Origin of the sequence: Micromonospora sp. GCM10011542 (assembly GCF_042650685.1) — a bacterium.
GTDB lineage: Bacteria > Actinomycetota > Actinomycetes > Mycobacteriales > Micromonosporaceae > Micromonospora.
Genome location: NZ_JBHSBO010000058.1, coordinates 671074 through 694028 on the forward strand (window position 1 = coordinate 671074; position 22955 = coordinate 694028).

The following is a 22955-nucleotide window of genomic DNA, read 5'->3' on the forward strand; positions in this document are numbered from 1 at the left end:
GGTTGTCAGAGCACGTCGCCGAGGACGGCGACGATCACCGGCACCAGGCCGGCGAGAATGAACGCCGGGAGGAAGCAGAGCCCCAGCGGCAGGACGATGAGCACGCCCGCCCGGCGGGCCGACGCTTCGACGGCGGTTGCCCGGTCGGCACGAAGGTCGTCGGCGAGCCGGGTCAACGCGCCCGCGAGGGCGGCACCGCTGTTGGCGGAGCGGAGAGCGGCGGCGGCCAGCCGCTCCGCACCCGGCACTCCGTCCAGCGCCGACCACGCCTCCTGCGGGCCGCCGCCGAGCAGCAGCGTGCGGCCGACCCGACTGAGCCGGCCGGCGAGCGGTCCGTCCAGCGCCTCGGCAACCGCCAGGACCGAACGGTCCACCGGAGCACCCGCTCGCATCGCCGCAGCCAGCAGGTCGGCGGCGAGCGGAAGGTCGGCGGCCTCCCGCAAGCGTCGGCGCCGGACAGCCGGCGGCTCGATCCGCCGGAGCAGCACATCCAGCAGCAGCGCGGTCGGCACCGAACCGAGCAGACCGGGCCAACCGCCGAGGACGACGGCCACCGCGAGGCCGCCGAGCCCGGCGGCGAGCCGGATCGCGTCCGGTCGCCGCCGGCCGGCCCGCTGACCGCCGTGTGCCGTGTCGAGCCGCGAGCCGTCCGGTGCCGACCGACCAACGAGTTCCGGAAACGTTCGGGACATCAGCCGACCCGCCCTGGGGCGGCACCCAGACGTTCGGCCCAGAGCAGCCCGGCGACCTGGAGGGCGACGGCGAGGATCGCGCAGACCCCGCCGACCGGTGTGTGCAGGAGTACCGCCACAGGGTCCACGCCGATGCCGTAGCCGAGGCCGACCCCACCGATCGGCAGTGCCGCCAACAGCAGGGCGGTCGCTCGGGCCCCGGCCGCCTGCGCCGCCGCCGCGGCCAGCCCACGGTCGGTCGCCCGTGCGTCGGCCTCGATCCGCTCCGCCAGCGGCGCGCCGGTCCGATCGGCCAGCCGTACCGCGGCCGAGGTCAGCCGCCGCAGCCGCTCGGATCCGTCGGGCCGCCCGTCGGCTGTCACCTCGACCGCCGACGGTACGGGCAGCCCCGCCCGCAGGTCGGCGGCGAGACCGCAGAGCTGATCCAGTGCGCGCCGCCGCGCCCGCTCGGTGTACCGGCTCGTCCGCCGGCGCAGCAGAGCACGCACGCCCAGCGTGCCGTAGCCGGCCAGCACAGCCCCCGCCACCGGGCCGGCGAGCACGGCACCGACGCCCGCTCCGGCCAGACCTGCCCGACCAGCATCGGCCGCACCGAATGGTGGCCGGACCACCTCGGACGGTCGGCCGTGCTGGCCTCGCCGCCGGCGCCCCGAGGCCGTCGTACGTCCGGTGGTCGAACCTGGTCGGGGCCAGGATGCCCTGACGGTGGCGCGGCGGCTGCGGCCGGGCGGCGGCCATCCCGACGCGTCGGTGGCCGCGACGGCCCGGCTGAACGGGTCGGTCCGGGTGCACCGCCGGTCGGCCACGGCCAGGGTGCGCCGGTGGCGTTGTCCCGGGTGGACCAGCCGGCCGGGGTGCCCCGGCCGGCCGCTCCGGTCGGCGGCGCATCATCGACAGCCAGGGGCCCGGCAGGTCCACCGCGCGTCGGGCCGGCCGACCGGGACGGGCCGCTGACCCGCCCGACCGGACTGCCGAGCGCTTCCGGCGGGCCGTCCGGATCGCGTCGCAGCTCGGTGATCCAGTCCACCAGCGGGTCGTCGGCCTCGGCGGCCACACGACCGGACGACGTCAGCACGGCGCGGCGCCGGGCGCGCAGACTGTGCAGGGGCCACGCCACCAGGGCCGCGGCAGCCAGCAGCAACAATGCCACCAGCCACGTTCCGCCGGTCATGCCGGACCTGCCGAGCCCGGCCACGGCTCAGCGAGGATCGGCGGCACGGGCACCTCGCGTTCCCGCAGCAGGGCGCCGAGGGCGCGAGCGGCGAGCCCCAGCCCTCGGCCGCGTACCCAGGCGGGAACGACGGTCACCAGCCGTTCCGGACCTTCGGGCAGCAGCAGGCTGACCGACTCCAGCACCCGGCCCCGATCGCCCCGGCGCACCTGGAACAACACCTGCAGGGCGGCGGCCACCTGGGCGTGCAGGGCGGCGCGGGGTAGCCCGCCGAGCATGCCGAGCGCCTCCAGCCGGGCCGGTACGTCCGACGGGGTGTTGGCGTGCAGGGTGCCGGCGCCGCCGTCGTGGCCGGTGTTGAGCGCGGCGAGCAGGTCGACGACCTCGCCGCCCCGGCAGTCCCCGACCACCAGCCGGTCCGGGCGCATCCGCAGGGCCTGTCGGACGAGGTCGGCGAGGCCGACCACGCCGGAGCCCTCCACGTTGGCGGTCCGCGCCTGCAGCCCGACGACGTGCGGATGCCCGGGTCGCAGCTCGGCCGCGTCTTCGACCAGCACGATCCGTTCGGTCGCCGGCACGAGCCCCAGCAACGTGTTGAGCAGGGTCGTCTTCCCCGAGCCGGTGCCGCCGATCACCAGGTACGCCAGTCGGGCGGCGACGACGGCGGCGAGCAACGGCGCCACCGGTCGCGGCACGGTCCCCTGCCGCACCAACTCGTCGAGGGTGAACGGCCGATGCCGGAAGGTCCGCAGGGACAGGTAGGGACCCTCGGTAGCCACCGGTGGCAGTACGGCGTGCAGTCGGGTGCCGTCGGGGAGCCGGGCGTCGGCGTACGGGGAGCCGTCGTCGAGCCGCCGCCCGGCGGTGGAGATCATTCGCTGCGCCAGCCGGCGTACCTCGTCCGCCGAATCGATCGGGACCGCGACCTGGTGCAGGCCCGCACCCCGGTCGACCCACACCCGGGTCCCGTTGACCAGCACGTCGGTCACCTCCGGGTCGGCCAACAGCGGGGCGAGGGGCCCGGCGCCGACGAGGTCGTCGTGCACGCGATCGGCGATGCGCAGCACGGCGGTGTCGCCGAGCACCGCGGCGGTGGGCTCGGCCCGTACCGCGGAGACGATCGCCGCCGGCGTGACCGGGGTGGTGGCGGCGGCGATCCGCTGCCGCACCCGCGCGGAGAGGGCGCCGTCCTCCGGCCGGCCGGTCATGCCGCACCCGTCGCGGGTACGCCGGTGAGGTCGGTGACGATGCGCTGGCAGAGGACGGCGAGTGGGCCCTTGCCGGCGGCGGCCGGTGCCTCGCCCCGTTCCAGGCCGCGGCAGAGCCCCGGCTCCGGCCGGAGCGTGCCGGCGAGTGGAAGCCCGAGTGCCCGCGCCACCTCGGTGGCCCGTAGCCGGCCGGGGGCGGGACCCCGCACGACCACCGACAGCGCGGCGCAGTGCGGGAGGGCCGCGGCCACCACCCGGGCGGCGGCCGCGGTGGCGTGCAGCTCGGCGGGAACGACGACGAACGCCTGGTCGGCCGCCTGCAACGCGATCACCGCGGCGTCGTCCAACTGCCGGGGCAGGTCGATCACCACGAAGTCACGGCCGCGGCGGGCAGCATCGACGGTCGCCGCCATCGCCGCCGCGGGCAGCGCCAGCAGGTCCCCGCGGTCCCACGAGAGCATCACCAGATCACCCCGGCTGGGCAGGGCCTGGACCAGCGCTGGTGCGTCGACCCGTCCGTCGGCACCGGTGAGCGACGGTCAGCGCAGCCCTTCCACCTGCTCCCAGCCGAGCACCAGGTCGAGACCTCCGCCGAGCGGGTCGGCGTCGACCAGCAGGGTCCGCAGCCGGGACCGGGCGGCGGTCACGGCGAGCCCACCGGCCAGCACGCTCGCCCCGGCACCGCCACGCCCACCGAGCAGAGCGACGATCCGGGCGCCGGAGCCGGTGGGGCCGTCCGGCCCCTGCTCCGCGAACCGGTCGACCAGCCACGGCTCGGCAGCGGGCAGGGTGACGACGTGCTCGGCGCCGATCAGCTCGGCGACCTGCCAGCCGGGGTCGAGTTCACCGGCACGCCCGACCAGCACCAGCCGGGGCCGGTGCGGCAGGCGGGCCCGCAGGCACGGCTGGGCCTGGTCAGCGCCGAGCAGCACCAGCGGGGCCGGTTGCCAGCGGGTGCGGGCGGCCGCCGGGTCGGCGGCGAGCTCCACCTCGGTGCCGCCGGCGGCGGCGAGACGGAGCAGATCGTCGAGCAGATCGTCGTCGCCGGTGACGACCAGCGGTAGCCGTCGGATCGGCGGAACGGAGGTACGGGGTGGCATCGCGGCCTCCAGCGGTCGGGCTCCGGTGTGCCGCCGACCCTGCTCGGAATCCGGCCCGCTGGCCGCCCCGCCACCGCCCCCTGTGGATAACGCTGGCCCCTGTGGACAACACCCGCCCCGGCAGTTGATCTGCTACGCGGCCCGCACGACGCCGAACTCATCCGGCCGTCCGGGTGGCCGGTGACCAGCGCTGCGGCCGGGGCCGCTCGGCGGACGAGTGGCGCGCCGGCGGATCACTCCGGCCGGTCCCTCCAATCGGTTTCCAGGAACAACTGGTACGCGCCGAGACGCACGGGTGACAGCGTCAGCGACTCGTGGGCGAGCAGTTCCCCCGTCCGTCGGTCGAAGATCAACAGCGACTGCTGCGCGTGTTCGCGGTCGTCGAACGTGATCGCCACGCCCTCTCGTCCGGCGCGGTCGGTCACCTGCCCCCGCCACAGGAATCCGGGGACGTCGGCGAGGACTCGCAGGATCTCCGCACGGGTCCGCTGCGGCACGACGTACTGCCCGTAGACCCTGCTGACCTCCTTGCTCGCCGCGCCGCCGCCGTACTCGACCTTGAGCACTTCACGCAGCCCCGACCGGTCGGACGGCAGCGGCTCGATCGGCTCCGGCGGCAGCGGAATGGTGTCGGGTGCGGAAGTGCCGGAGATCCTGGGACGGTCGAACTGGCGCTGCCAGTAGTCCCGGGACTCCTGGTCGGGGTACTGCGGTGCGAGCTGGTTGGTCAACTGGTTGCCGGTCCCGTCCGCGGCCTGCCACACCTTCGTCTCGCCAACGAAGCCGACGTGGTGCCGGCCGTCGGGGGACGTCATCACCGGGTCGCCCCACTTCCTGGAGTGGTGGAACATGTAGCGCCCGGTGCGGGTGTCGTACTCCGCCTCGACGAGCTTGCCGGCCAGGGCACGCAGCTGCGGGCCGGCCGCCGACGCGTCGGTCCGGAACTGGTAGGCGACCGGTTCGAGCACCAGACCCGGTGCGTCGGTGGTGTCCGCGGCCTCGAACGGCTGGAGGACCGACACCGCGCCGGCGGCGACCGCCAGCGTTCCGGCCGTCAGGACCAGCCGGCGCGTCGGGCGTACCGGGCGACGGCGGGCCGCACTCTCGGTGGCGCCGGCACGGTCGATGAGGTCGCGCGCCGACGTTGGGGGTGGCGCGACGGCGGCGTGCCGGGCCGGGTCGGCCGGGCCGAGGAGGGTACGGGTTCGCTCTTCTCCGGCCATCACAGTTCCTTTCGGGGGCTTGCCAGCACCGCGTGCCCCGCCGGCCGGGCGGGCTGGTCCGACATCGCTTCGGTGAGACGACGGCGAGCACGATGCAGGCGCACCGCCGCGGTCGCTCGGGTACAGCCGAGGACCTGGGCCGCCTCGGCGACGGTCAGCTCCTCCCAGCCGATCAGACGGAGGATCTCCTGGTCGAGGTCGCGCAGAGTGGCCAGAGCGGCCTGGACGTCCGTCACCCCCACGGTCGCGTCGGCGCCGGACGAACCCGCCCGCACCAGGTCGACGTCGGTGATCGGGAGTACGGCGGGAGCGGTCCGGCGGGACCGCCACTGGTTCGCCAGCAGGCGCCGAGCCACCCCGTACAGCCAGGGCAGGCTGCGGTCCGGCACCTCCTTGCGGCGCCGCCAGGCGATGACGAAGACCTCCTGGGCCAGCTCGGCCGAGGCATCGGCGTCGGCGAGCCGCCGGAGGCCGTACCTCACGATGTTCGCGTACTCGGCGGCGTAGAGGCTCGTGAACCAGCCCTCGTCGCGCCTTCCCGGTGGACCCACCCGAACTCCTGACTGTTTCGGCGACTCTCACCCTGATCTGTGTCACCGCCGGCCCGTCGATTACCGCCCAGGACGACCAAGAAAGAAGGTAGGGCCGGGCGCGCGGATCTTGAGGAGGGCGAGCCGGCCGAGGTCAGCCGGCTGCCGGCCCACCAGCATTGGTCAACGGTCTGTCGTTCTACGGCGGCCCCGGCTTCCCGCCTTCCGCGCCAGCCGCCGGGGTTAGGCGTGACGGCCGCAGAGCGATAGCGGCAGCGGCCGGCGCGCGCCCCCGGCGGCGGCGCGTGCGGTCCGCTTGTCGGGCCGCCTTGAAGACGTACAGAAACTTTGAACAACTCCGCCGGCAGCCGGCCGGTTCGTACGTCTGTTCGATTAGGCTGCTGGTGGTGGAGGTGCAAGGTCGGTGGTGGAACGGCGCTTGGGGTCGCATGGCCCGGCGCGACATCTGGCTGACTTCCGACGGCCGGCACTGGCGGGTCCGTGGCCGCCTCGGTGGTGACGGAGGGCAGGAGGTCTCGCACGACTTCCCGGACGAAGCATCCGCCCGCTCGATGGTTGATCGGATGATGAAGACCTCGGCTGGCACCTGGCGGGATCTCAACGGAGGCGATCCGGCAGGAGTCCAACCGTCGGCAGGCTGAGTAGCCAGCGCTCAGTGCGGGCCCGGCCCCCCTGACGGTCCGCGGCATCCTGGAACATGTTGATCTAGTCAATCCATGCTCCTATCAGGAGCATCCTCGCATCCCGCGCCTGACCCCACACCAGTCGAAAACGGAACCATTTATCACCAAACGGCCTTGAGTTTGGGTCAGTGGCACCTGGGTAGACGGCGGAGCGCTGAGCCGCACGGCAGTTCAACCAACACGAACCGGAGGGTAAAATGTCGGAGTCCTATCCACTCGCCACTGAACCCGAAGGCGTCGTCGCGTCGCTGGTTGAGCGATTTAACTCCGGCAAGGTCAGCGCAATGATGGCCCAGTTCGAGCCGGGGGTCGTGCTCGTCGCGAAAGATGGGCGACCCCTCACTGATCCCACCGAGATCTCTGCCGAACTTGAGCGCGATCTCAGTCTCGGTTTGCCGCTGAAGGCCAAGGCGCGCCACGTGTTCGTTGCCGGCGATATCGCCCAGATCGTGCTAGATTGGTCGATTGATGGCACAGGTCCCGACGGCGAGCACGTACACGTCGAAGGCTCGGCAAGTGATGTCGTGCGCCGCGGCGCGGATGGACGCTGGCGGTACGTGATCGACAATGCTCTTGGGACGGCGGTGCGACTGCGACAGCCCGCCTGACAGTGTGCGCCACGGCAGCTCCCGCTGATGGACCACTCTTCAGCCTGGCCTCGGTCACCGGCACGTGGTGAAAATGCCCGTATCACGGGAAGGTTAGGTTTCCCGCTCAAGCCTCACGTGAACGGGCCGTCGGTTGGGTAATCCCACTGCGCTTCATGTGGTCGAGATTTTAGACCTGAACGCCCGAATCCTCCCGGGCGGACGACCGAATCCCATATGGTGCTGGCGCACTGACCTAAACGGACCGGCCCGCGCTCGGTAGCGCTCAACGGCAGGCGTCTGCCCGGACGTGCACGCCGCACCACGGGCGGTCACCGCCGCGCGGTCGTCGCCCTGGTCCTCGACGTCAATCCGTCCGACCACCTCAAGCTTCGACGGCACGTTGGCGCGTTCCATCTCGCCGCGGTACTCACGCCACTGCCGCAGCAGCTCGTCATGACGCCTGCCGCGACGTCAAGCCGGTCACGATCAACCGTGAGGACCTCCTCGGCCGGCTACTGCCCGCCGTCCCACCTCGGCACCGGGGGATCGTCTCCGCCGCCGCCGGTGCCGGTCTGCGCTGGGGTGAATGCGCCGGGCTGATGTGGCCTCAGTCGACCTCGACCGGGCATCGCTGCGCGTGGTCCAAGTGGCCGAGGAGACTCACGGCGGAATCGTGCTGCGCCCGTACCCGAAGAGTCGCGCCGGGGTGCGGACCGTGCCGCTGCCCGGATTCCTCCTGGCCGCATTCCACGAGCTGCACACCGCCGCCGATCAGCCGGACCCGCGCACGCTCGTCTTCCGCGACCGGGTCGGACGGCCACTGCGACGGTCGAACTTCCGGCGTCGAGTCTGGCTGCCCTCGCTGGTCCGCGCCGGGCTGCTCGGCCAGGTCGCCAACACCGGCCCGCACCGGTACCGCGCGACCTGGCCGGACCGAGACGGCGTCGAGTGGTCGGCCGAGTTCACCACCGAGCGGGAGGCCATCGCCTGCGTGGCCGGCAAGGCTGCCGGCGGCATGCGGTTCCATGACCTGCGGCACGCCTACGCCACCTGGCTGGTCACCGACGGCGTTCCGATCATCCTGTTGCAGCGGGTCATGGGCCACGAACAGGCATCCACGACGCTCAACCGGTACACGCACACGCCGGACGACTACGCCGCCCGTGTCCTGGCTGCCTTCGACAGGTCTGCTGCCTCTTTGCTGCCTCCGACCGAGGAAATGCCCTCGGACGGGGCCTTCGATGCGGACGGGGACGACCTGTGACCTGGGCCGCAACGCTAACCCCGGAAAGGGACGACCCCCGTCGGGGGGAGACGGGGGTCGTCGACGGTTCGGCTCCGGGGGGGTCGAGCCGAACCACTCAGCGGTCACGGGGGGTGCAACCGCCGAGGGTCTGCGTGTTGTCCGAGATATGAATACTCGTCCGTGCGGACAAGTCTGCCTGAGCGGACCCGTCACGTCGAGTGGTGCTGACTCCACTCACTGCGAAAATCTCCTCGCAGAGTGTGAGCGTGATCACGATGAGCGGAGGTGGTGGCGCCGGCCCGCAGGTCTGAGGGGTTACCGGACCCCAGGCACCCGCCGACGATAGACCATCCGGCTAGACTTTCGCGCCGTGGGCCGAAGTGCCGCTTTCTTCGATCTGGACAAGACCGTCATCGCCAAGTCGAGCGCCCTGGCGTTCGGTCGGCCGTTCTACCGGGACGGTCTGATCACCCGGCGTGACGTGGTCAAGTCGGCGTACGCGCAGCTGATGTTCCGGCTGGGCGGCACCGACGAGCAGACCATGGCCCGAACCCGGGACTACCTGGCCGCGCTCTGCAAGGGCTGGCAGGTGGAGCAGGTCCGCCAGATCGTCGCGGAGACGCTGCACGAGCTGATCAACCCCTACGTGTACGCCGAGGCCGCCGCGTTGATCGAGGAGCACCAGGCGGCCGGCCGGGACGTGGTGCTGGTCTCCGCCTCCGGCGAGGAGATGGTCCGCCCGATCGGCGAGTTGCTCGGGGTGACCGACGTGATCGCCACCCGGATGGCGGTGCGGGACGGCCGGTACAGCGGCGAGGTCGAGTTCTACGCGGCCGGCCCGAGCAAGGTCGAGGCGGTCGGCGAGCTGGCCACCGCCCGGGGCTACGACCTGGCCGACTCGTTCGCCTACTCCGACTCGTACAGCGACCGTCCGCTGCTGGAGTGCGTCGGCCACCCGAGCGTGGTCAACCCGGACCGGCAGTTGCGCCGGCTGGCCGTGGAGAACTCCTGGCCGGTGCTGGAGTTCCGGCACCCGATCCCGCTGGGTCGCCGGCTGCGCGAGCGGCCCGCCGTCCCGGTCGCGGCGGCGGCCCTGGGTGTGGGCGTCGGGGTGGCCATTGGCATCGCCTGGTACGGCCGGCACCGCCGCACCCGCGCCGCCGCCAACGCCTGAGCGGGCCTGGGCCGGGGTCAGGAGGCGGCGAGGATGTCGTCGCCGATCGTGGTGAGCTGGTCGGCACCCACCTCCATGGCCGACATGTAGTGGCGCAGCCAGGACCGTAGGCCGTCGGGGGTGCCGGTGGCGAAGGCGCCGGCCGCGCCCACGTACTCCGGCTCCCGCTCGCGGTGGCCGACGTCGACGCCGAGCAGACCGCGCGGGTCGAGGCCGCTGGAGAGCAGCACCAGCCGGGCGGCGCCCCGGGCCACCACGCCGGACGGCCCGGCGAACGGACGCAGGTTCAGCAGCTCGCCGTGGACCACGGCGGCCAGCACGAGCGGAGAGACCTTCGTGCCGCCGGCGACCAGCCCGGCCAGCCCGTCGAGCCGGGCGGCGACCACCGGGTCGGTCACCGGGCGACCCAGCTCGGCCTCCGCGACGATGTCCCGTGCGGCGAGGACGTGCAGCTTGGCGAGGGCCTGCCGGGGCGCCTTCGGCCAGAGTTCGCTCAGCCCGGGCAGCGCCCCGGCCACCCGCAGCGCGCCCTGGAGCACCGGGTCGGTGACGGTGCCGGCGCGGACCGCCTCGCGTTCGTGCGCAGCCCCCTCCAGGGCGGCGCTCGCCACCGCGGACCGGAGGCTCACCTCGGCCGCGACCTGGCCGCCGTGCCGACGCAGCGCACGGTGCCCGAGTGCCTGGTCGAACCGCTCGCGGGCCCGCTCGACGGCGGGGGCGATGTCGGCGAGCGCGAGCAGTGGGGCGAGCGGGTCCGTGGTCACCCCGCCACGCTAGCGAGCCGGCCGGACCTACCGGGCCGCACCCGCCCGCAAGGCGACCGGGGCCACCCGGCCCCGAGCGCGCCCGGGCCGATCAGAGCAACGTCGACACGAGATCGCCGATGTTGCGGTGTCCCACCGGCCCGGATACCCCGATGTCCCCGACCTCGTATCGATCACGGGCGTTGAGCGACAGCGGGACGGCGTGGGCCGCGACAGGGGGCCGTCGGGCGCGCGGCGGGCGCCGCTCGGCGCGACGGGCCGGGCAGCGGTCGCCGTGCGGGAAGGCCCCGACTACCCTCGTGCGCAGCGAGACCCAGGTCACCCGAGCGACGAGGAGTTGCGGCATGAGCGAGGCATTGGCCAATCTGCTGAACGAGACGCGCCAGTTCCCTCCGCCGGCCGAACTCGCCGCGCACGCCAACGTGACCGTCGACGCGTACGCGGAGGCCGAGGCCGACCGGCTGGCCTTCTGGGCCAGGCAGGCCGGGCGGCTGGCCTGGTCGAAGCAGTGGGACCAGGTGTTGGACTGGTCGAACCCGCCGTTCGCGAAGTGGTTCGTGGGCGGGCAGCTCAACGTGGCGTACAACTGTCTGGACCGGCACGTCGAGGCCGGCCGTGGTGACAAGGTGGCCATCCACTGGGAGGGCGAGCCGGGTGACACCCGCACGCTGACCTACGCGGACCTGCACGAGCTGACCTGCCGGGCGGCGAACGCGCTGACCGACCTCGGGGTGACCGCCGGTGACCGGGTGGCGATCTACCTGCCGATGATCCCGGAGGCGGCGGTCGCGATGCTGGCCTGCGCCCGCATCGGCGCGACGCACAGCGTGGTCTTCGGTGGTTTCTCCGCCGACGCGTTGACGAACCGGATCCAGGACGCTAGCGCCAAGGTGGTGATCACCGCGGACGGTGGCTACCGGCGGGGCAAGCCGTCGGCGTTGAAGCCGACCGTGGACGAGGCGGTGGCGAACTGCCCGTCGATCGAGCACGTGCTGGTGGTCCGCCGCACCGGCGAGGAGGTCGCCTGGTCGGAGAAGGACCACTGGTGGCACGAGATGGTGGAGACGGCGTCGGCGGAGCACGCCGCGCAGCCGTTCGACGCCGAGCACCCGCTGTTCATCCTCTACACCAGCGGCACCACGGCCCGGCCGAAGGGCATCCTGCACACCACCGGCGGGTACCTGACCCAGACGGCCTACACGACGCACGCGGTCTTCGACCTCAAGCCGGAGACCGACGTCTACTGGTGCACCGCCGACATCGGCTGGGTGACCGGCCACTCGTACATCGTCTACGGGCCGCTGGCCAACGGCGCGACCCAGGTGATGTACGAGGGCACCCCGGACACCCCGCACCGGGGCCGGTTCTGGGACATCGTCGAGAAGTACAAGGTCACCATCCTCTACACCGCGCCGACGCTGATCCGCACCATGATGAAGTGGGGCGAGGACATCCCGGCCGGCCACGACCTGTCGTCGCTGCGGCTGCTGGGCAGCGTGGGCGAGCCGATCAACCCCGAGGCGTGGATGTGGTACCGGCAGCACGTCGGTGGCGGTGAGCTGCCCATCGTGGACACCTGGTGGCAGACCGAGACCGGCGCGATGATGATCTCTCCACTGCCGGGGGTGACGGCGGCCAAGCCGGGCAGCGCGATGACCCCGCTGCCGGGCATCGTCGCCGACGTGGTCGACGACCAGGGTCAGTCGGTGCCCAACGGCGGCGGTGGTTACCTGGTGCTGCGCGAGCCGTGGCCGTCGATGCTGCGCACCATCTGGGGCGACGACAACCGGTTCATCGAGACCTACTGGTCGCGGTTCGAGGGGATGTACTTCGCCGGGGACGGAGCGAAGAAGGACGACGACGGGCACATCTGGCTGCTCGGCCGGGTCGACGACGTGATGCTGGTGTCCGGGCACAACATCTCCACCACCGAGGTGGAGTCGGCGCTGGTCTCCCACCCGTCGGTCGCCGAGGCAGCGGTGGTCGGCGCCACCGACCCGACCACCGGGCAGGCCATCGTCGCGTTCGCCATTCCGCGCGGCACGACGGACACGGCGGGCGAGGCCGGCGAGAAGCTGATCACCGAGTTGCGCAACCACGTGGCGAAGACGCTCGGCCCGATCGCCAAGCCCCGACAGATCATGCTGGTGCCGGAGCTCCCGAAGACCCGCTCCGGCAAGATCATGCGGCGGTTGCTGCGCGACGTCGCCGAGCACCGGTCGCTGGGCGACGTGACCACGTTGCAGGACTCGTCGGTGATGGAGCTGATCTCCTCGGGGATGGGCGGCGGAAAGTCGGACGAGGACTGACGGCAGGCGTACAACCGGAGGGTGGCGGTCCGCGCGGACCGCCACCCTCCGTCGTTTCTTACGGGCAGGCAGCGAGTCGGGGGCCCGGTGTCACATCGGTCGGTCGGGGGAGCCGAGAGAAGCTGAACGGTCACAGGCGGGCATCACCACTGTCGTTCATCACCTTTCTCATTTAGGTTCACGCTGGTCGGGACGGTTCGATGGACATCACATCGATGATGGGCCCGGCGATTCCCTCCTCCCCCATGCCCGAGAAATGGAGCGGCATGAACAGAAATCCGCAACCAGGGTCGCGCCGACGCCTACTCGTCGCGCTGCCCGCCCTCGCCCTCGCTGCCGCGTCACTGACCGTGACGAGCAGCGCGGCGGCGGAAGAGTCCGGCCCCGCCCGAGCAACGGTCGGTGCCGACGACTTCTACATCAACTATGCCGAGCCCGAAGTGCAGCCGGACACCGCCGGCAAGGAGGTCAAGGGCAAGGACGGGGTCTACACCAGCCCGGTCGACGCGGCGCGGGCCTACGACCGCAAGTTCGCCGGCGGCAACCCGAAGGCGGCGCGCGAACTGGCCAAGCTGGAGGCCACGGCGATCAAGACGGGGAAGAGCCCGCGCGAGATCAAGCAGGCCAAGGGCACCCAGACCGCCAAGCTGCTCACCCTGCTGGTGGAGTTCAACGACAAGGCGAACGACGACTTCAGCAACGTGTACGTGCCGAAGACGGTCTTCGAGGACCGGAGCTGTGTCCTCGGCACCGTGCAGAACGGCCCGAAGCACAACACGATCGCCAACCCCGCCACCCTGCCGCACGAGGACAACAACTCGATGTGGGTGCCGGACTTCTCGCCCGAGCACTACGACAAGATGCTCTACACCAAGGAGGGCATCACCGAGCGGGTCCGCAAGGACCTGACCGGGCCGGACGGCAAGCCGGGGATCGACATCGCCGGGCGCACGATGCACAACATGTACCTGGAGATGTCCAAGGGCGCGTACACGGTCGACGGGCAGGCCAGCCCGTGGATCACCGTGCCGCACTCGGAGGGCTGGTACGCGGCCTCCCGCTGCTTCAAGGACGAGAACAACAACTGGGTCGCCGGCCGCGAGCAGTCGATGAACGGCCACCCGGACAACCCGCAGGGCGCTGGCCGGCTCGCCACCGACGCCATCGACGCGCTGGCCAAGATGGACCCGAACTTCCCGTGGGCCGACTACGACATCGAGGACCAGAACGACGCCGACGGCGACGGCAACGTCAACGAGCCGGACGGCGTGATCGACCACCTGGTGCTGGTGCACGCCAACCAGGGCAAGTCCCGGGGCGGCGGCGACGTGGGCGTCTACTCGGTCTGGGCGCACTCCTCGACGGTCACCAACGACGACTACCGGATCCCCGGCACGAACCTCAAGGTGGCGAACTACATCGTCCAGCCGGAGGACGCCGGCGTCGGTGTCTTCGCCCACGAGTTCGGCCACGACCTCGGCCTGCCGGACCTCTACGACACCTCCGGCAACGCCGACTCGGACGTGGACTTCTGGGACCTCATGGCCTCCGGCTCGCACTCCGGCGAGATCTTCCAGGCGCTCCCCACCCACATGGGCATCTGGGACAAGTGGGTACTCGGCTGGGCTGACCCGCTGCAGGTCAACCCGGGTGAGGACCCGCGGTCGGTGCAGCTGGGCCAGACCTCCAACACCCCGGTCGGCACCAAGGACGGCATCAAGATCAACCTTCCGAACAAGGTGATCACCCTGGCGGAGCCGCACAGCGGCGCCAACATGTGGTACTCCGGCGCCGACCAGGACTGGGCGGACGCCAAGCTGAGCCGCACGGTGACTGTCCCGAACGCCGCGGACGCGAAGTTCTGGATGTGGAACAACTACGTCATCGAGGCGGACTGGGACTACGGCTTCCTCGAGGTCTCCACCAACGGCGGCACCACCTGGTCGGAGCAGAAGGTCTACGACGCCACCGGCAAGCTCGTCACCACCAATGACGGGTACGCCGACCCGAACGGCCGGATGGTCGACTTCGGCGAACTGAGCGGCACCGCCACCAAGAAGTACGGCCTGACCGGCAGCACCAACGGCTGGCGGCACGACTACGTCGACCTGTCGGCGTACGCCGGGCAGACCGTCCAGGTCCGGCTGCGGTACGCCACGGACGAGGCGTTCGTGGAGCGCGGTTGGTTCGCCGACGACTTCTCGGTCACCGGCGGTGGGGCCACCACCTGGAGCGACGACGTCGAGGGCGACGCGAACGGCTGGACGCAGGCCCCGGGCACCTTCACCGACACCACCGGCGCGGGCTGGCACGTCGACTCGGGCACCCAGGTCAAGGCGCACTACTACCTGGCCGAGTGGCGCAACTTCGACGGCTTCGACAAGGGCCTGAAGTACGCGTACGACACGGTCTACTCGCACGAGGCGTGGAAGGTCGACAAGCTCTCCTACAACGCCCCGGGCATGCTGGTCTGGTACCGGGACACCGAGCTCGGCGACGTCAACCACGTCACCGCGCAGATGACCGCGCTGCCCAGCTACGGGGCCAAGGGCGGGCTGCTGATCGTCGACTCGCACAACGATCCGCTGCGCCGCCAGGGCGAGGCGGCCGCCAAGGACCCGTCGGTGCTGGACAACCTGCCCAGCCGCCCGCAGTCGTCCAACGCGGCCTTCTCGCTGAACTCCACGTTCCCGTTCAGGGAGTGCCTGGAGGCGGCCAACGAGCCGTACAGCGAGTACTGCACCAACTTCGCGGCCCAGGCTCCGGTGCCGGCGTTCACGGACGCCAAGGGCTGGTACCCGGGCATCGAGATCCGCAACGGCTCGGCGTTCACCCGGGACAACGACGCCTCCGTCGTCATCCCGTCGCGGGGCAACGCGAAATACACCACCCGCGTGACCAACCCCGACGGCACGCCGGCCCCGGCGTTCTACGGGGCCACCCTGGGCGGCGGGGCGATCGTGCTGGGCACCGGCAACCCCGGTGACCAGGGCGTCGCCTACGGCGTCTCCGTCACGATCAAGAAGACCGCGAAGGACAACTCGTACGCCACGGTCTACGTGACCCCGGCGACGAACTGACCCGAGCGGGTTTCGCCCGTACACGGTTCGACCGGCGGCCCGTCCGGAGCTTCCCGCTCCGGGCGGGCCGTTCCGCGTCCGGGGCAAACCGGCTCGCCGCGTGACACTTCCGCCGGCCCGGACGCTCACGTTTCGGGGACCTCATAATCCCGGTTCCAGCAGATGATCGTGGCTGAAACGTGATGTAAATAGTAGCCTGAGGCTACGAATACTTAGTCCCGATTTGCCGGGGCAAAAACGCTCGAATCCCCCCTGCCCCCGGCCTGATTGCCCCGTGACAACCGGCCCGACCCCTGTCAGGGTGAGTGACGCATCTCATGACAGTCACGGCTTCGATGCCGCCTGTCATGTAACAGGTCCACAAAGGAGGAGACCTTTGAGGAGACGAGTCACAGCCGGTCTGGCCACCGCCACGGCCGCGCTGCTGGCGGCGGGAGTCGTGGCGACGCCGGCCTCCGGCGCCCCAGCGGCAGGCCCGACCCCCGGTTCCGACAAGGCGAAGCAGGGCAGGGACAACCTCCCCGATCCGAAGGCGGATCAGCAGCGGGAGGTCCGGAAGCAGGCCATCGCCGACCTGCTCGCCGGCAAGGCCAAGCTCCAGACGCGCAACGGCTCGAAGGTCATCCAGGTCAAGGACGACCTGTTCGTCGAGTACCAGCAGCCGGCGAAGACCGACCCCATCTTCACGATGCTGGTCAACTTCGGCACGCAGACCGACCCCCGCACCGGCGGCGCGGCCGGCCCGGTGGTCAACCAGATCGCGCAGCCGGACCGCAACTGGGACGGCAGCGCCGGCGACGACAACAGCACCCTGTGGCGCCCCGACTTCCACCGGGAGCACTACCAGGAGATGTTCTACGGCGCCGGCGAGTCGATGCGGGACTTCTACCTGAAGCAGTCCGGCGGCCGCTACACCGTCGGCGGCGACGTCACCGACTGGGTGACCGTGCCGTTCAACGAGGCCCGGTACGGCAGCAACGAGATCCCGGAGAGCGACGGCTCCTGGAACTTCGTCAAGGACAGCGCCAAGTCCTGGTACGACTCCCAGATCGCCGCGGGCAAGACCCCGGAGCAGATCAAGCAGTACCTGAGCCAGTTCGACGTCTGGGACCGTTACGACTTCGACGGCGACGGCGACTTCAACGAGCCCGACGGGTACATCGACCACTTCCAGGCGGTGCACGCGGGCGAGGGCGAGGAGGCCGGCGGCGGCGCCGAGGGCGCGGACGCCATCTGGTCGCACCGCTGGGCGGCGTTCCCCAACCTGGCCGGCAGCGCCGGCCCGGCGGCGAACAAGGCCGGTGGCGTGCAGATCGGTGACACCGGCATGTGGATCCGCGACTACACCACGGAGCCGGAGAACGGTGGTCTGGGCGTGTTCGCCCACGAGTACGGCCACGACCTCGGCCTGCCGGACCTGTACGACACGGTCGGCGGCGACAACGGCGTGGGCTTCTGGAGCCTGATGTCCTCCGGATCGTGGCTGAGCCACGGCACCGACGACATCGGCTCGGCCCCGGGCTACATGGACCCGTGGTCGAAGCTGTTCCTCGGCTGGCTGAACCACTCGACCGTCGAGTACGGCAAGGGCACCACCGACGTGCACCTCGGCCCGGCGGGCGACAGCGACGGGCCCAAGGCCCAGGCGGTGGTCGTCAACCTGCCGTCGCAGAACCAGACCACCAGCTACAACACGCCGTACGGCGGCTCCAACGAGTGGTGGGGCGGCAGCGCCGACGACCTGAACACCACGCTGACGCGTCAGCTGGACCTCACCGGGACGACGTCCGCGTCGATCACCGCAAAGGCCTGGTACGACATCGAAGAGGACTACGACTACCTCTACGCCGAGGTGTCCACCAACGGCGGTGCCAGCTGGGCCCCGCTGACCAACTCGCTGGTCGACGCCGGTGAGACCGGGGTGGACGGCTCCAGCAGCGGCACCTGGGTGGACCTGACCTACGACCTGTCCGCGTACGCCGGGCAGACCGTGCAGTTCCGGTACCGCTACCAGAGCGACGGCGGCGTACACCTCGCCGGCGCGTTCCTGGACAACGTCTCGCTGGTCAAGGGCGGCACCACCGCCTGGACCGACGACGCGGAGACCCTCGCCGCGGAGTGGACCGCCAAGGGCTTCACCCGGATGGGCGGCTCGGTGACCGACTCGTACCCCCGCTTCTACATCGCGGAGAACCGCAGCTACGTCGGCTACGACGACACCCTGCGGACCGGCGGGTACAACTACGGCTTCACCAACATCCGGCCGAACTGGGTGGAGCGGTACTCGAACCAGCCCGGCATGCTGGTCTGGTACGTGAACTACGCCTACGGCGACAACAACACCTCGGAGCACCCGGGGTACGGTCTGAACCTGCCGGTCGACGTCCGGCCGGGTCAGATCAAGGTCGACGGCCAGGGCACCCTCACCAACCGGCGTAACGGCTACGACGCCACGTTCAGCCGGTACGCGAAGCCGGCCCAGACCTTCCACCTGAATGGTGTGCCGGTCACGGTCCCGTCGCTCGCTCCGAACCCGCTCTTCACCGACAGCGGGACCAACAAGTACTGGAACAACAGCAACCCGTGGAACTCGGTGAAGGTGGCCGGTACCGGCACCAAGATTGAGATCCTCAAGCAGGGCACCGCTCCGACCGACGAGATGGTCGTGCGGATCAGCAACTGACAACAGAGTTATCGGTGGGGCCGGAGGCGGTAAAGCCTCCGGCCCCATCGTCGTATGCTGATCAAACTGATCGAGAACCGTCACTGGCAAAGCTCGCCATACGGTCCATCGTGGTCAGGATCGCTGCTGAAGCGGCGGTATGTGACGGTGAAAAGCATCCCCAACAAAATCTTGCAACAAATCGACGCGCGCGTCTTCCCACCCGTCCCGCCAGTGTCTATGTTCACCATTGGTCCCACTAGTGGGATCGATGTATCACCGGCCCGTACCCCCGTTGGGCCGGTTCCCTCACACCGGAGGTACCACGTGCGCAAAGTCGCAGTGGGTCTGCTCGGGCTTTCGCTGACGGCGACGGGGCTGGCGTTCGGACCGTCCGCCAGCGCCGCGCCGCAGCCGAAGTTGCCGACGGCCGCCCCGTCGGTCGCCGAGCCCGCCCAAGCCGACCACGACCTGCCGAACCCGCTCGAGGACAAGCGGCGCGCTCTGCGCCAGGAGGGCCTCAGCGAGGTCCTCTCCGGCAAGTCCAAGGCACAGAAGATCAACGGCAGCACGGTCGTCAAGGTGGGCAAGACCCAGGCCGACGGGGCCACCGCCCGCACCACCGGGGTGGGCGCGGCCCAGACGGAGGACCAGTACGTCGAGCTCTCCCGCGAGCGGACCGACAAGATCTTCGTGATTCTCGCCGAGTTCGGTAACGAGCGGCACCCGGATTTCCCGGACAAGGACACCGACCCCAACACCGCGGGGCCGACCCGGTTCGACGGGCCGCTGCACAACGAGATCCCGGCCCCCAACCGGGCGGTGGACAACTCCACCGTCTGGCAGCCGGACTTCAACGCCGACCACTACCGGCAGCTCTACTTCGGCACCAACCCCGGTGACGAGTCGCTGAAGCAGTACTACGAGGCCCAGTCCTCGGGTCGCTACAGCGTCGAGGGTGAGGTCACCGACTGGGTCAAGGTCAAGTACAACGAGGCCCGCTACGGCCGGTCGGACGACCCGGTGCCGGACCCGAACCCGAACGACCCGCCGAACCCGAATGACGACCCGGCGGTCTGCGACAGCAACGTCTGCAGCAACACCTGGGATCTGGTCCGCGACGCCGCCAACCAGTGGGTCGAGGACCAGAAGGCCGCCGGCCGCACCGAGGCGCAGATCGCCGCCGACGTCAAGTCGATGGACGAGTACGACCGGTACGACTTCGACGGCGACGGCGACTTCAACGAGTCGGACGGCTACATCGACCACTTCCAGATCGTCCACTCCGGCGGTGACCAGGCCGACGGTGACCCGTACCAGGGTGAGGACGCCATCTGGAGCCACCGCTGGTACGCCTACGCGTCCGACCAGGGCAACACCGGCCCGGCGAACTTCCCGGCCGGCGGCACCCAGATCGGCACCACCGGCGTGTGGATCGGTGACTACACCATCCAGCCGGAGAACGGCGGCCGCAGCGTCTTCTACCACGAGTACGGCCACGACCTCGGTCTGCCGGACGACTACAACGTCATCAGTGGTGGCGACAACAACAACGAGCACTGGACCCTGATGGCCCAGAGCCGGCTCGGTGCCAAGAACGACGGTGGCATCGGTGAGCGCGGTGGCGACCTCGGCGCGTGGAACAAGCTCCAGCTCGGCTGGCTCGACTACGAGGTGGTCGCTGCGGGGCAGCAGCGCACGCTGAAGCTCGGCCCGCAGGAGTACAACTCGCCGGAGGCCCAGGGCGCGGTCGTCGTGCTCCCCGAACGTGAGTACTCCTTCTCCAACGGCGCGCCGTTCGAGGGCACCAAGCAGTTCTTCTCCGGCAACCAGGACGACCTGAACAGCACGATGACCCGGACGCTGGACCTGACCGGGAAGTCGTCGGCCGCCCTGACCATGAAGGGCCGCTACAACATCGAGACCGGGTTCGACTACCTGTTCTTCGAGGCGTCGCTGGACGGCGGCAAGACCTGGGTGACCCTGCCCGGTACCGTCAACGGCCAGCCGCTGAAGGAGATCTCCCCCGGGCGCTTCGCCCTGGACGGCTCCAGCAACAACAAGTGGGTCGACATCAACATCCCGATGAACGTGGCGGCGGGCAAGGTCGTGCAGTTCCGGCTGCGCTACCAGACCGACGGCGGCCTGTCCCGGGGCGGCTTCTACGGTGACGCGCTCACCGTGACCGCCGACGGTCAGGTCGTGTTCTCCGACGGTGCCGAGGCCGGCGCCAACGGCTGGACCCTCGCGGGTGGCTTCGAGATCGCCGCGGAGACCTACAAGCGCAAGTTCCGCAACTACTACATCGCCGGCACCCGGCAGTACATCTCGTACGACAAGTATCTGAAGACCGGCCCGTACTTCTTCGGCTACGCGAACACCCGCCCGGACTACGTGGACCACTACGCGTACCAGGAGGGTCTGCTGATCTCCTACTGGAACCTGCGGTGGACGGACAACGACACGTTCGCGCACCCGGGTGAGGGTCGGAACATGATCATCGATGCGCACCCGCGGCCGATCTACAACCTGACCGGTGCCCCCTGGCGGGCCCGCGTCCAGGTCTACGACGCGCCGTTCAGCCTCAAGAAGGCCGACTCGTTCACGCTGCACCTCAACAGCGAGCCGCAGTACATCCGCGGCCAGGCTGCGCAGCCGCTGTTCGACGATACCCAGCAGTACTGGTTCCCGGAGCTGCCGAACCACGGCGTCAAGCTCCCCGCCACCGGCACCAAGATCCGGGTCGTGAAGAAGGACGGCATCTTCACCACCGTCCGCTTCAACTGATCCTCGGATCGCGCCACACCGCACCACGGCGATGCCCGGGCAGGTCACCTGCCCGGGCATCGCCCGTTGTGGGAACTCGGACGCCGCCGCGCGCGTCCGATCACCCGTGCACCCGCGAACCCGCACCACCCTGACCGGCGCCGGCCTGGCCGCCCTGCTGGCGCTCGCCGGCTGCGCCGGAGCCCGCGACGGAGGAGACGCCGTGTCCGCCGAGCCCACCCCGTCCGGTACCCCGTCCGACCCGGCACCCTCTGCCGCGGTCGCACCGACCGGGCCGACCGACCCGACGCCGTCGTCCCCCGCCGGCCGTCCGGCGCGCTCCCGGACTCCGCTGCCCACGCTGGGCCCGCCGACCGGACCGCCCCGCAACCCGACCGACGCGCGCAAGGCCAACGTGCTGGCCGGCCGGATCACCCGGGGCGGAGACGGCCCCTGCTACGGCCTGGTCACCGACGACGGCCGCCAGTACGCGCTGCACGGGCCCGGCAAGGGCGCCTTCGCCGACGGCACGACCGTCCGGGTGACCATCGGGCCGGCGGACCCGAAGGTCGACTGCGGCGCGGGCACCCCGGCCACCATCGTCACCATCGACGCCGTCCGCTGACCCGCCACCCCGCGCTCCCGGCCCAGTCGTCGCCCGCTGTGCGGCCGACACCGTCGGGCCCTGGCCGGACCGGTCGTCGGCCGCCGTCCGGCCCGGTCGTCGGCCCGCGCGGGCACCCACCGGGTCGGCGATACGGCCGGTTCCAGACGGGGTCCTAGGCTGTCAGCCATGACCGACCAGCGCGGCGGGGCCGTCGACGAGTCCTGCGTCCTCACCGAGGGGCCGTGGACGCACCGCTTCGTCGGCGCCAACGGCAGCCGGTTCCACGTGGTCGAGGCCGGCACCGGCCCGATGGTGCTCTTCCTGCACGGCTTCCCCGAGCACTGGTGGGCGTGGCACGAGATGCTGCCGGCCGTGGCCGACGCCGGGTTCCGGGCGGTCGCGGTCGACCTGCGCGGCTACGGCGCGAGCGACAAACCACCCCGGGGGTACGACGGCTACACCCTCGCCGCCGACATGGCCGGCCTGATCCGCGCGCTCGGGGAACGGTCGGCGACGATTGTCGGGGCCGGAGCAGGTGGCCTGATCGGCTGGACGGTGGCGTCCTTCCACCCGTCCCTGGTGCGCCGGCTGGTGGTGCTCGGGGCGCCGCACCCGCTGCGGTTGCGCGCCGCGCTCTTCGCCGACCCACGCGGGCAGTTCGCCGCCTCCACGCCCGCGCTGAAGTTCCAGCTCCCCCGGTACGAGCACGTGCTGACCCGGGACGGTGCCGCCGCGGTGGAGCAGATGCTGCGCCGCTGGGGCGGGCCACGCTGGGTGAACGGGCCGACCTTCGCGGCGTACGCCGAGCGGTGCCGGGAGGCGATGCGCATCCCGCAGGCCGCCTTCTGTGCGCTGGAGGGCTACCGGTGGGCGTTCCGCTCGGTGCTGCGGCTGCACGGCTACCGGTTCGTCCGGCTGATGCAGAAGCCGCTGGTCACCCCGACCCTGCAGTTGCACGGCGCGCTGGACGTCGCCTCCCTGCCGCGTACCGCCCAGGGCTCGGGCCGGTACGTCGTGGCCCCGTACGAGTGGCGGCTGCTCGACGAGGTGGGGCACTTCCCGCACGTGGAGGCACCGGAGCTGGTGCTCGGAGAGATCCTGCGCTGGGCGAAGTCCTGATCTCGCCCGC

14 protein-coding genes and 2 pseudogenes are annotated in these 22955 nt (G+C 71.0%); 9 read left to right on the forward strand and 7 right to left on the reverse strand.

Going from position 1 to position 22955, the window contains the following annotated elements; all coding sequences use genetic code 11:
* Positions 1-5: 5 nt before the first annotated feature.
* The 6 genes and pseudogenes from ACFOW4_RS23960 to ACFOW4_RS23985 all read right to left on the reverse strand — a co-directional run bounded on the left by ACFOW4_RS23960 (position 6) and on the right by ACFOW4_RS23985 (position 5945).
* Complete coding sequence (locus ACFOW4_RS23960) at positions 6-692, reverse strand: type II secretion system F family protein (protein WP_377531428.1); 687 nt, start codon at positions 690-692, stop codon at positions 6-8.
* Positions 692-1863: pseudogene (locus ACFOW4_RS23965) on the reverse strand (hypothetical protein). The gene ACFOW4_RS23960 and the pseudogene ACFOW4_RS23965 overlap by 1 nt, the downstream one beginning before the upstream one ends.
* On the reverse strand, positions 1860-3071 hold the full coding sequence (locus ACFOW4_RS23970) for a TadA family conjugal transfer-associated ATPase (RefSeq protein WP_377531431.1): 1212 nt from the start codon (positions 3069-3071) through the stop codon (positions 1860-1862). Before ACFOW4_RS23970 ends, ACFOW4_RS23965 begins: the two are co-directional and overlap by 4 nt.
* A pseudogene (gene ssd, locus ACFOW4_RS23975) lies at positions 3068-4171 on the reverse strand (septum site-determining protein Ssd). The gene ACFOW4_RS23970 and the pseudogene ssd overlap by 4 nt, the downstream one beginning before the upstream one ends.
* A 233-nt stretch (positions 4172-4404) precedes the next feature.
* Positions 4405-5394 (reverse strand): CU044_5270 family protein, encoded by a 990-nt coding sequence (locus tag ACFOW4_RS23980; protein ID WP_377531433.1) that lies wholly within the window; start codon positions 5392-5394, stop codon positions 4405-4407.
* The gene (locus ACFOW4_RS23985; RefSeq protein WP_377531434.1) at positions 5394-5945 is read right to left on the reverse strand and encodes an RNA polymerase sigma factor; all 552 of its coding nucleotides are present in this window, start codon (positions 5943-5945) and stop codon (positions 5394-5396) included. The genes ACFOW4_RS23980 and ACFOW4_RS23985 overlap by 1 nt, the downstream gene beginning before the upstream one ends.
* Positions 5946-6825: 880 nt before the next feature.
* On the opposite strand from ACFOW4_RS23985, the gene ACFOW4_RS23990 reads away from it, so the two are divergent.
* The 3 genes from ACFOW4_RS23990 to ACFOW4_RS24000 all read left to right on the forward strand — a co-directional run bounded on the left by ACFOW4_RS23990 (position 6826) and on the right by ACFOW4_RS24000 (position 9638).
* On the forward strand, positions 6826-7236 hold the full coding sequence (locus tag ACFOW4_RS23990) for a YybH family protein (protein WP_377531436.1): 411 nt from the start codon (positions 6826-6828) through the stop codon (positions 7234-7236).
* 628 nt (positions 7237-7864) lie between these two features.
* Entirely contained in the window at positions 7865-8482 is a 618-nt protein-coding gene (locus ACFOW4_RS23995) for a tyrosine-type recombinase/integrase (protein WP_377531438.1), read from the forward strand.
* Positions 8483-8834: 352 nt separating this feature from the next.
* Positions 8835-9638 (forward strand): HAD family hydrolase, encoded by an 804-nt coding sequence (locus ACFOW4_RS24000; RefSeq protein WP_377531439.1) that lies wholly within the window; start codon positions 8835-8837, stop codon positions 9636-9638.
* A 17-nt stretch (positions 9639-9655) separates the two neighbouring features.
* On the opposite strand, the gene ACFOW4_RS24005 is transcribed toward ACFOW4_RS24000, so the two are convergent.
* On the reverse strand, positions 9656-10402 hold the full coding sequence (locus ACFOW4_RS24005) for an oxidoreductase (RefSeq protein ID WP_377531441.1): 747 nt from the start codon (positions 10400-10402) through the stop codon (positions 9656-9658).
* Positions 10403-10746: 344 nt separating this feature from the next.
* Here ACFOW4_RS24005 and acs point away from each other — a divergent pair, with 344 nt between their 5' ends.
* The 6 genes from acs to ACFOW4_RS24035 all read left to right on the forward strand — a co-directional run bounded on the left by acs (position 10747) and on the right by ACFOW4_RS24035 (position 22945).
* Positions 10747-12711, forward strand: a complete 1965-nt coding sequence (acs, locus tag ACFOW4_RS24010; RefSeq protein ID WP_377531444.1) for an acetate--CoA ligase — start codon at positions 10747-10749, stop codon at positions 12709-12711.
* Between the two features lie 266 nt (positions 12712-12977).
* Positions 12978-15791 carry an immune inhibitor A domain-containing protein gene (locus tag ACFOW4_RS24015; RefSeq protein WP_377531446.1) on the forward strand — a complete coding sequence of 938 codons (2814 nt, stop codon included), beginning with the start codon at positions 12978-12980 and terminating at the stop codon, positions 15789-15791.
* 376 nt (positions 15792-16167) lie between these two features.
* The gene (locus tag ACFOW4_RS24020) at positions 16168-18474 is read left to right on the forward strand and encodes an immune inhibitor A domain-containing protein (RefSeq protein WP_377531448.1); all 2307 of its coding nucleotides are present in this window, start codon (positions 16168-16170) and stop codon (positions 18472-18474) included.
* Positions 18475-18795: 321 nt separating this feature from the next.
* Positions 18796-21240, forward strand: coding sequence for an immune inhibitor A domain-containing protein (locus ACFOW4_RS24025; protein ID WP_377531737.1), 2445 nt, complete (start codon positions 18796-18798; stop codon positions 21238-21240).
* 106 nt (positions 21241-21346) lie between these two features.
* Positions 21347-21844, forward strand: a complete 498-nt coding sequence (locus ACFOW4_RS24030; RefSeq protein ID WP_377531450.1) for a hypothetical protein — start codon at positions 21347-21349, stop codon at positions 21842-21844.
* Between the two features lie 168 nt (positions 21845-22012).
* Entirely contained in the window at positions 22013-22945 is a 933-nt protein-coding gene (locus ACFOW4_RS24035) for an alpha/beta fold hydrolase (RefSeq protein ID WP_377531453.1), read from the forward strand.
* Positions 22946-22955: the final 10 nt, after the last annotated feature.